The sequence below is a fragment of the Parageobacillus caldoxylosilyticus NBRC 107762 genome, from assembly GCF_000632715.1.
GTDB lineage: Bacteria > Bacillota > Bacilli > Bacillales > Anoxybacillaceae > Saccharococcus > Saccharococcus caldoxylosilyticus.
In genome coordinates this window covers 1-8,181 of record NZ_BAWO01000098.1, presented here as the reverse complement: position 1 = coordinate 8,181, position 8,181 = coordinate 1, and the positions used below count along the sequence as shown (strand labels likewise).

Here is an 8,181-nt window from a genome sequence, read left to right as displayed (position 1 = left end):
GCACGAATTGACCCCTAATTTGAATACCAAGGAGGACTATACGTTAATTCTATCTCAAACAAGAAGATTAATCAAGTCACCGAACGAACGAGTGTGAGTAAAATGTTTGTAGGAGTTGACAATGTTTACAAAAAAACATATAATGTTCGTGAATGGTTGAACTTTCTAAATTTACTAGATCGATCTAACAAGATGTTGGAACGAAAAATAATCATATCCGTGATTTCTATCATTTATTATTGCTTGGCGATGTGCATGGAGGAACGGTAGAAAAGGCGATGTATTGTTTTAAACAGGGTTGCTCTTTAATACGCATCTAGAAATTGGTTCAGCGTTTGCCGCGGGCAATAGCGTCGTTTTGAAACCTGCTCCGCAGACTCCGTTGATCGCAGTTGAATTGCTGAAATTATTGCTGGAAGCGGGATTTCCTGAACGCGGCGTGAACATGGTGCTTGGCAGGGCGGAAGTTGGCCAGCAAATTCGAAAAGATGACCGCGTCAACGTAATTCGTTTACTAGCGGAATTGTCGAAAGCCGAAACATATATAAGCTTGCTGGGTGGAATTAGCCGTGAAGGTTTTCGCTATGCGATCGAGAGATAACAGGAATTAAAGATGATTGTCTTTCAGATTCATATGTCTTGTCAAAACATGGTGGTGGACTTAATGATTGAACTATATGTAACGAAACCAAACGAACTCGAATTGCGTCATGTAGATTCTCTACGCGCTCCTAAGGATGATGAAGTGAAAATTCAGCTTATTTATGGAGGAATTTGCGGCTCTGATTTAAGTGTTTTCAAAGGGAAGCTTCCGCACGCAACATATCCTGTACGGCCCGGGCACGAACTGCTCGGTGTCGTAATAGAAAAAGGAGAAAATGCAGCGTATGACGTAGGAACGCGCGTTGTTGTTCTTCCTAACACGTATTGCGGAACGTGTGACTTATGCGTAAAAGGCTATACGAATATATGCCGGAACAAAAAATCGTTGGGCGTTAATGTGGACGGTGGTTTTTCTCAAGAGTTTATCATTTCCTCTAAATATGTTTTATCGGTTCCTGATGATCTACCGGATGAAAAAGCAGTGTTAATTGAGCCGTTTGCCGTTGTTGTTCACGCTTTCAAAAAGGTAAATATTGCGAAGAATACGACAGTCGCAGTTGTTGGCTGTGGCAATGAGGGAATGCTAGCAGCGGCGTTGGCACATCATTTAGGCGCAAAAGTTACTGCGATTGATATTAACCCAAACAAATTTGAACTTATAAAAAAGGTCGGGAATATTCGCACACTTTACCCTTATGAACTACAACATGAAACGTTTGACGTCGTATTTGAAGCAGCGGGAACAAAAAGCGCGGTGGAACAAGCGATTCGAATAACGAATCCTGGCGGTGATGTCGTTTTAATAGGATTAGCGACAGAAGCTACTTTTCCGGTAATTCATATTGTACGCAGCGAATTGACAATTCATGGAACGATTATTTATCAGTTCCCAGATGATTATTTACAAGCTATCGAATATTTGCGTGATCCTTCCTTTTCTATTGATCCTATTGTTTCAAAAATTTTGCCAGTCGCTGATTATCAACAAGCTTATGAACTAGCGGCTTCGGGAAATGTCGGCAAGGTCATTCTAAGTTTTAAGAAGGTATGACGGAGGAAATAACTTGTTTTCCATCAATTAGTCAAATATATAAATCCAACTTAAAAATTCATCATATAGATAAGCGTAAGTTTTTGGATTGCTTTTTCTTATTCAACGCGATCCACAGTAAAATTAGGAAACGATAAGTTTGCAACACGTTGAAAAATCAACTTAGACTTATATATTTAGAAAATCGAGGTGTAGAACATATTTTTGGTCTTTGCGGTCATACGAACATCGCTGTATTAGTAGCTTTAGAGAGAAATGTGAAAGTGTTAAGGAAAATTAGGCATTAACCGAACAACGTTATGAAACAAGAATGTAATAGGATTGAGGCAATCATAAAATATGGCCGGCTTCACGTATCTTTCAACGAGAAAAGCCGACCTTCATTAATGTCTTTTGTATTTTTTATTGAGTACTTATGTTTTTCATGTCATATCTCGTAGAATTCTCCAACATAGGTTCGATTGGCTCAAGATCAGTAAGCAAAAATACGTAGCTGAAAATACCAATAATCAAAATTACCGCTACTACTAGAAAAGCGTACATAAATGATCCAGTTGCCTGCACAATAAATCCGGTGATGATGGGAGCAAGAATGGCCATAGAATTATTTCCAAACGTTAAAATTCCTACCAGTGTTCCGACGGTTCCCTGCGGGGCAATGAAGGTTGGAATGCTGTAAGCGATCGATGAAGTAATGACAAGACCGCCAAGAGCAATGGAAATACAGAGTATCGCAATGTTTGGATTGCTTGTAAAAGCTGCTCCTATGACAGACATGCCAAGAAGCATGCCGATTACAAGGAATGTCTTACGTACATGTGTCGAATTGTATCCTTTATTTACTAAACGGTCAATTAGCCATCCTCCTATTAAAAGCTCTGAGATGGTTCCTACAATCCAAGGTATTGACGCATACCATCCAGATTTTAATACGGACATATGCATTTCCGTGACAAGATAACCAGGAAGCCATGTGAGAAAGAGGAACCAGGAGTAACCGTATGCCGCAAACCCAATGAGCGTTGCCCAAACTTTTCGCTTTGTTAATAAATATCGAAGATCTTTCCATACACTTCCTGATGATTCGCCTGTTTTCTGAGCGCCTCCTTCTACAATATAGGTGTACTCTTCTTTAGATAGTCGTTTGTCTTCATGTGGGTCCCGATACGAAATCCAAAACACAATAGCATAGACAAGACTAAGAACTGCAGTGACATAAAACCCTGCTCTCCATCCCCATTCAGTTATTACCCAAGCGATAATAGGGGTACCGATTGCGTTGGACAGTTTTGACTGGGCATCATAAAGCGCAACGGCTGTTCCGCGTTCGTTACGAGGAAACCAGTAGCCAATGGCTTTTGTAGCAGCTGGAAAATATGGAGCTTCCCCAATTCCTAGTAAAATCCGTGATAAAATCACAAGCCCCTGGCCGCTGGCAATCGCCGTGATGAAACAAGCAGCTGACCAAATAATGGTGCCAATTCGTGCTACCCATTTGACTCCAATTTTATCTAGTAAGGCACCTGAAGGGATCTGAAGAAGGGCGTAAGACCATGCGAAGGCAGATAAAAGAATTCCGAGTTGTCCAGGAGTTAGATGAAACTCTTCTGATAATGGTTTTATCGCAACGGACATATTGATGCGGTCAAAATAATTAATAATAACCCCAACTGCGATTAAAAAGGCTATAGCCCAGCGTCGTTTTTTCATACGCATAATCACCATCCATTATATTTTTTATCGCTGGTTGTAAACGCATACATTTCATAAAAAACAGTGCTAGACTTTCATAATGGTGAAACACCTCCTAGTATGTACAGTGGTTGAGAACAACGGCTAAAAATGTTCCACTGTGTGTAACTAGATTACGTAATACGGAACTTTTGAGTGAATTATAACAAACTTTTTGGCATCTGTCTAGATTATAAACAAGAATTTTTAAACTTTTCTAAATTATATTACTTATTATGTACATTTTCTAGTTTTTGTCTGTTTGCATTCCGAAAAAACAGCTTCATTTCTTGTTATTTATCTAAAAGGGAATTCCCTTCATTTCTGTCTGCAATTCTCTAACTGGACAACTAAGAATACAGTAATGTTACGGCACCAAAGTTTTATCAAACTCAGGCAACGAAAATATCTGAAAACTCTTGATAAAAATAGAAAACGAATGTAAAATGGACTCAAATAGTTCCGTACAGAGAAATTAATTTCCGTTTGATGGAACAAAAAAGGGGTGAATTTTATGATAAAATCTACGAACGAACAAGATAGCAAAAAAACAGAAACAGGGTTACGCACTGTGCAACGAGCAATCGATATTTTGTATTGTTTTACTTTGGAAGAGCAGGAGCTTTCCTTAACAGAGATTGCAAATAAAATTTCGCTTGCGAAATCCACTACTACTAGATTGTTATCTACTTTAGAACAAAATAATCTAGTTGTAAAAGATCCGGTTACTTTAAAATACCGCCTTGGGCAAGGAATATACTATCTTGGACACATTGCTGGAAAATCGATTAAAATCAGAGAAATTGCCAGACCAATCATGGAACAGCTGCGTGACAAGACTCGCGAAACAGTAAATTTGTATATGTTGGAGAGAGATTCAAGGGTTTGTGTGGAGCAATGTGAAGGACTTCAATCGATCCGTCACATGGTTAAAATCGGAGAAAAATTACCGTTGTGGGCAGGGGCTGGTGGAAAGGCAATTTTGGCCTATCAATCACCTGCTTTTCAACAGCAAATTTTTGAGCAAGTTCCATCAAAGGAAAGATTAACTCAATTAAAAGAAGAACTTGAAAAGATTAAGTTACAGCAGTGTGCTGCGAGCATTGACGAACGTGAAGTTGGTTCCGCTGCGGTTGCTGCACCTATTTTCAATATTAACGGTGAAGTTAAGGCGTGTTTGTCTGTGTCAGGTCCTACGAACCGATTTACTTCTGAAGTAATAGAAAAATATAAGCTGTTTGTCAAAGAAGGGGCTAAGGCCATTTCAGAAAAGTTAGGATATCGAGAATAGGGGGATAATCATGATGAATATATCACAAAAAATTGTATCTGTGAGGGGCAAACAAATTGGCGGAGAACAGCCATGCATTTGTACTCCTGTAGTAGGAGCGAGTATGGAACAAATTTTGTTGGAAACGGAAGAAATATGCCGAAAGGGTCCTGATATTATTGAGTGGCGCGCCGACTTTTTTAAGGATATTTGCGATACGCAAAAGGTGCTAGAAACAGCACTGGCGATTAGAAAAATTGCAGGAGAAATTCCCATTCTTTTTACGGTTCGCTCGGAAAAGGAAGGCGGGAATCCTATTCCGTTAACAGAAACGAAAAAAATCCAACTACTTATAGAGGTTTGCAAAAGCCAAGTAGTAGATATGATTGATTACGAGTTGCTTTATGAAAAAGAACTGGTATCGCTTCGTCAAGTATCAAAGGAATATGGCATTCGCATGATTATGTCCTATCATAATTTCAGCTTCACTCCTCAAAAAGAAGAAATTGTTCAAAAAATGCTGAAAGCGGAATCATATGGGGCTGATATTGCCAAAGTCGCTGTTATGCCTACTTCGCCACAAGACTTGCTTGTTTTATTCCATGCGACCCAAGAGGCACGAAGTCAGTTAAGTATTCCCCTTATCACCATGTCGATGGGAGGATTAGGGGTCATTACTCGCTTGGCTGGATGGATGTTTGGTTCGGCCGTTACTTTTGCTGTTGGTCAAAATAGCTCAGCTCCAGGGCAAATACCAATCGAAGATCTAAAAGATGCCATTCGCATTGTTCAAAAATATATGTTGAGCAGTTAATAAATATGTAAGAAGCAAGTGTTGGGAGAAGTAGATAGTGATTTGCGGTTATGTAACATATAGAGGATGTCTATTATTTACAGAATTTATGATAAAAAAGCTAGACCATCATCTGGTTGCCATATATAAATCAGTTTATTTTCAGGGGAGAGGGGAAAGCTAATGAGCAGACTGCCATTGGAAGGAGTTAAAGTACTAGATGTATCCACAATGATTGCCGCTCCCTTTGGCGCGGTGTTGCTTGGAGATTTTGGTGCGGATGTTATTAAAATTGAAATGCCCGGTAAAGGAGACACTTTGCGGCATGTAGGTCCTTTTCTTGATCATGAACCGTTAAGGTGGCCTGGATTGTCACGAAATAAAAAATCTTTGACACTCGATTTGCGTAAAAAAGAAGGTATGGAGATTTTTAAGAAATTGGTCAGCAAAGTCGATATTGTTATTGAAAACTTTCGTCCTGGCACGTTGGAAAAATGGGGAGGGGGATATGAGGAGCTTAAAAAAATCAATCCGAATTTGGTAATGATTCGCGTATCTGGTTATGGCCAGACGGGACCATTTCGGGAAAAAGCAGGATTTGGCACGCCGGCTACCGCTTTTAGCGGCTTTACGTATTTGCAAGGATATCCAGATCGGCCGCCAGTCAGTCCGCCGTTTTCTTTAACGGACTATATTACAGGTATTTACGTTGCTTTTGCCGCGGTGACCGCCATTTATTACCGCGATGTCCATCCGCAAGGCGAGGGGCAAATGGTCGATATCGCTTTATATGAATCCGTATTCCGGATGATGGAATTTTTAATCGCTGAATACGATAAGCTTGGAAAAATTAGAGAGCGTTCCCCAGGGTTAACTGGCCACTCGAGTCCGGCGGGGACATTTATGACAAAGGATGGCCATTGGGTTGTTTTAGTTACAAGTACTGATTCCACCTTTGAGCGATTGGCAAAAGCGATGAACAGGAAAGATCTTTTAACGAATGAAAAATTTTGCACCAATGAACGTCGCTTGCAGCATCATGATGAAATGAACCAAATGGTTGCCGATTGGATTCGTTCGATGACGCGCGAAGATCTGCTTCAGCTGCTAGACGAATATGGCGTTCCTGTCAGTCCGATTTTGAATATTAAAGATATTTTTGAACATCCACATTATCAGGCTCGGGAGAATATTATCGAAGTGAAACATCCGCGACTTGGAAAAATAAAAGTTCCTGGAATTGTCCCGAAATTCGAAAAAACACCTGGAACTATTCGCCATATTGCCCCTGACTTAGGAGAGCACAATCAAGAAATTCTTCAGGATATGCTAGGATTATCACTAGAAGAAATACAAACACTTGAGGAAAAAAATGTAATATAGCCGTTTTATAACATGTTGCATATTAGCCCCAAGCAGTTTGGTGATCAATCTGTTTTTTAACATTTCCCGAGAAGTCTCCCCCTCGAAACGAAGGGAAGGTGGGAGAGAAATCGGGAGTTTTTTTATTCACAAAAACTTTTGTTGAACCAAAACTTCGACGCATTCCTATTCTATAATGCGAAGCATTTAGGATGAGTACAGCTGTATTTAAGACAATGGATGCCCCGACTAGAATCTTTGATTTAGCCGGGGAGGTTCACCTATCGTATTAGGCAGGGAAAGAAGCCCTCCTCCTGCGTTGCTGCCAAAAACGGATATAGAATGAAGAGGGAAGAGATTCATATTAATTATGAATTGACAACGTTTGTCAATAACGCTTATACTCTTATTTGATCCATTTCGTCCGTTAAAAAGCAGATAGTGAAACAAAGATAAGTGCATCTAACAGCAAGCAGGTGTTGATCGATGGCGAAAAAAAAGCGATCGCGCGTCACTTTAGAGCAAGTAGCCAAACATGCCGGCGTATCGCGGGCGACAGCTTCCCTCGTTGTCCGCGGGAGCTCGTCCATTTCAAAAGAAACGCGGGAAAAAGTATTAAAGGCAATGAAAGAATTAGGATATGTGTATGATCGAGTGGCCGCAAATTTGCGGTCGCAGCGTTCTTCCACCGTCGGGTTGATTATTACGGAAATCGGCAACCCATTTTTTTCTGAATTGTTAGTCGGTGTTCATGAAGCTTTAGATAAAGAAGGGTATACTGTGATTTTAGGGACGACGTTTGACTCCCCGGAGAAGCAGGATGCGCTTTTATCGACGATGCTTGAGTATCGGGTAGGCGGCGTCATCATGAGCCCTGTGCCCGGATGTTCGGTGGACATGGTCGAGCGCCTAAAACAGTGGGAAATTCCAGTCGTATTAATAGCGAGGGAGTTGCCATCCAAGGAACAGTTTGATTACGTTGGAATTGATAATGTAGCTGGTGGAAGATTGGCGACAGAACATTTAATTCAACAAGGGCATCGCCGCATTGCTTTTTTAGGCGGTTTTGCTGATTCATCTGTATGGAGGGACCGAAAAAAAGGCTATTGTCAAGCGCTAGAACAAGCAGGCATTGAAATAGATGAATCGTTATTCATACAAGCGTTTACAACAAGGCAGGGAGGAAAAGAGGCGATGAAACAAGCGCTGCAACATCCTAACCCGCCAACAGCGGTATTTTGTTATAATGATGTTGTGGCGTTTGGCGCTATGCTAGGTTTAAAGGGAGCTGGAATGGTGCCGGGCCGTGACATAGCTGTAGTCGGGTTTGACAATATTCAAGAATCCGCCTTATTTCATCCTCCCTCTATA

The 8,181-nt window shown here is 40.7% G+C and carries 6 protein-coding genes and 1 pseudogene; 6 read left to right on the top strand and 1 reads right to left on the bottom strand.

Going from position 1 to position 8,181, the window contains the following annotated elements:
* Window positions 1-319 precede the first annotated feature (319 nt).
* A pseudogene (locus tag GCA01S_RS18480) lies at window positions 320-558 on the top strand (aldehyde dehydrogenase family protein); the annotation flags it as partial.
* Window positions 559-664: 106 nt separating this feature from the next.
* Window positions 665-1,654, top strand: a complete 990-nt coding sequence (locus tag GCA01S_RS18475; RefSeq protein ID WP_042412322.1) for a zinc-dependent alcohol dehydrogenase — start codon at window positions 665-667, stop codon at window positions 1,652-1,654.
* 402 nt (window positions 1,655-2,056) lie between these two features.
* Here GCA01S_RS18475 and GCA01S_RS18470 read toward each other — a convergent pair whose 3' ends face one another.
* Window positions 2,057-3,364: an MFS transporter gene (locus GCA01S_RS18470; protein WP_042412318.1), complete on the bottom strand. Its 1,308-nt coding sequence runs from the start codon at window positions 3,362-3,364 to the stop codon at window positions 2,057-2,059.
* 535 nt (window positions 3,365-3,899) lie between these two features.
* On the opposite strand from GCA01S_RS18470, the gene GCA01S_RS18465 reads away from it, so the two are divergent.
* From GCA01S_RS18465 to GCA01S_RS18450, 4 genes are all read left to right on the top strand, one after another.
* Entirely contained in the window at window positions 3,900-4,676 is a 777-nt protein-coding gene (locus tag GCA01S_RS18465) for an IclR family transcriptional regulator (RefSeq protein WP_017436018.1), read from the top strand.
* Between the two features lie 13 nt (window positions 4,677-4,689).
* On the top strand, window positions 4,690-5,469 hold the full coding sequence (gene aroD, locus GCA01S_RS18460; protein WP_026078534.1) for a type I 3-dehydroquinate dehydratase: 780 nt from the start codon (window positions 4,690-4,692) through the stop codon (window positions 5,467-5,469).
* Window positions 5,470-5,631: 162 nt separating this feature from the next.
* Window positions 5,632-6,831, top strand: a complete 1,200-nt coding sequence (locus GCA01S_RS18455) for a CaiB/BaiF CoA transferase family protein (protein WP_042412316.1) — start codon at window positions 5,632-5,634, stop codon at window positions 6,829-6,831.
* 465 nt (window positions 6,832-7,296) lie between these two features.
* Window positions 7,297-8,181, top strand: an 885-nt coding sequence (locus GCA01S_RS18450; protein WP_042412313.1) for a LacI family DNA-binding transcriptional regulator, incomplete at its 3' end; no start/stop codon positions are given.

Coding starts and splice junctions, on each gene's coding strand:
- GCA01S_RS18465 (WP_017436018.1), top strand. CDS start 3,900: ATGATAAAATCTACGAACGAACAAGATAGCAAAAAAACAGAAACAGGG.
- GCA01S_RS18470 (WP_042412318.1), bottom strand. CDS start 3,364: ATGAAAAAACGACGCTGGGCTATAGCCTTTTTAATCGCAGTTGGGGTT.
- GCA01S_RS18455 (WP_042412316.1), top strand. CDS start 5,632: ATGAGCAGACTGCCATTGGAAGGAGTTAAAGTACTAGATGTATCCACA.
- GCA01S_RS18475 (WP_042412322.1), top strand. CDS start 665: ATGATTGAACTATATGTAACGAAACCAAACGAACTCGAATTGCGTCAT.
- aroD (WP_026078534.1), top strand. CDS start 4,690: ATGAATATATCACAAAAAATTGTATCTGTGAGGGGCAAACAAATTGGC.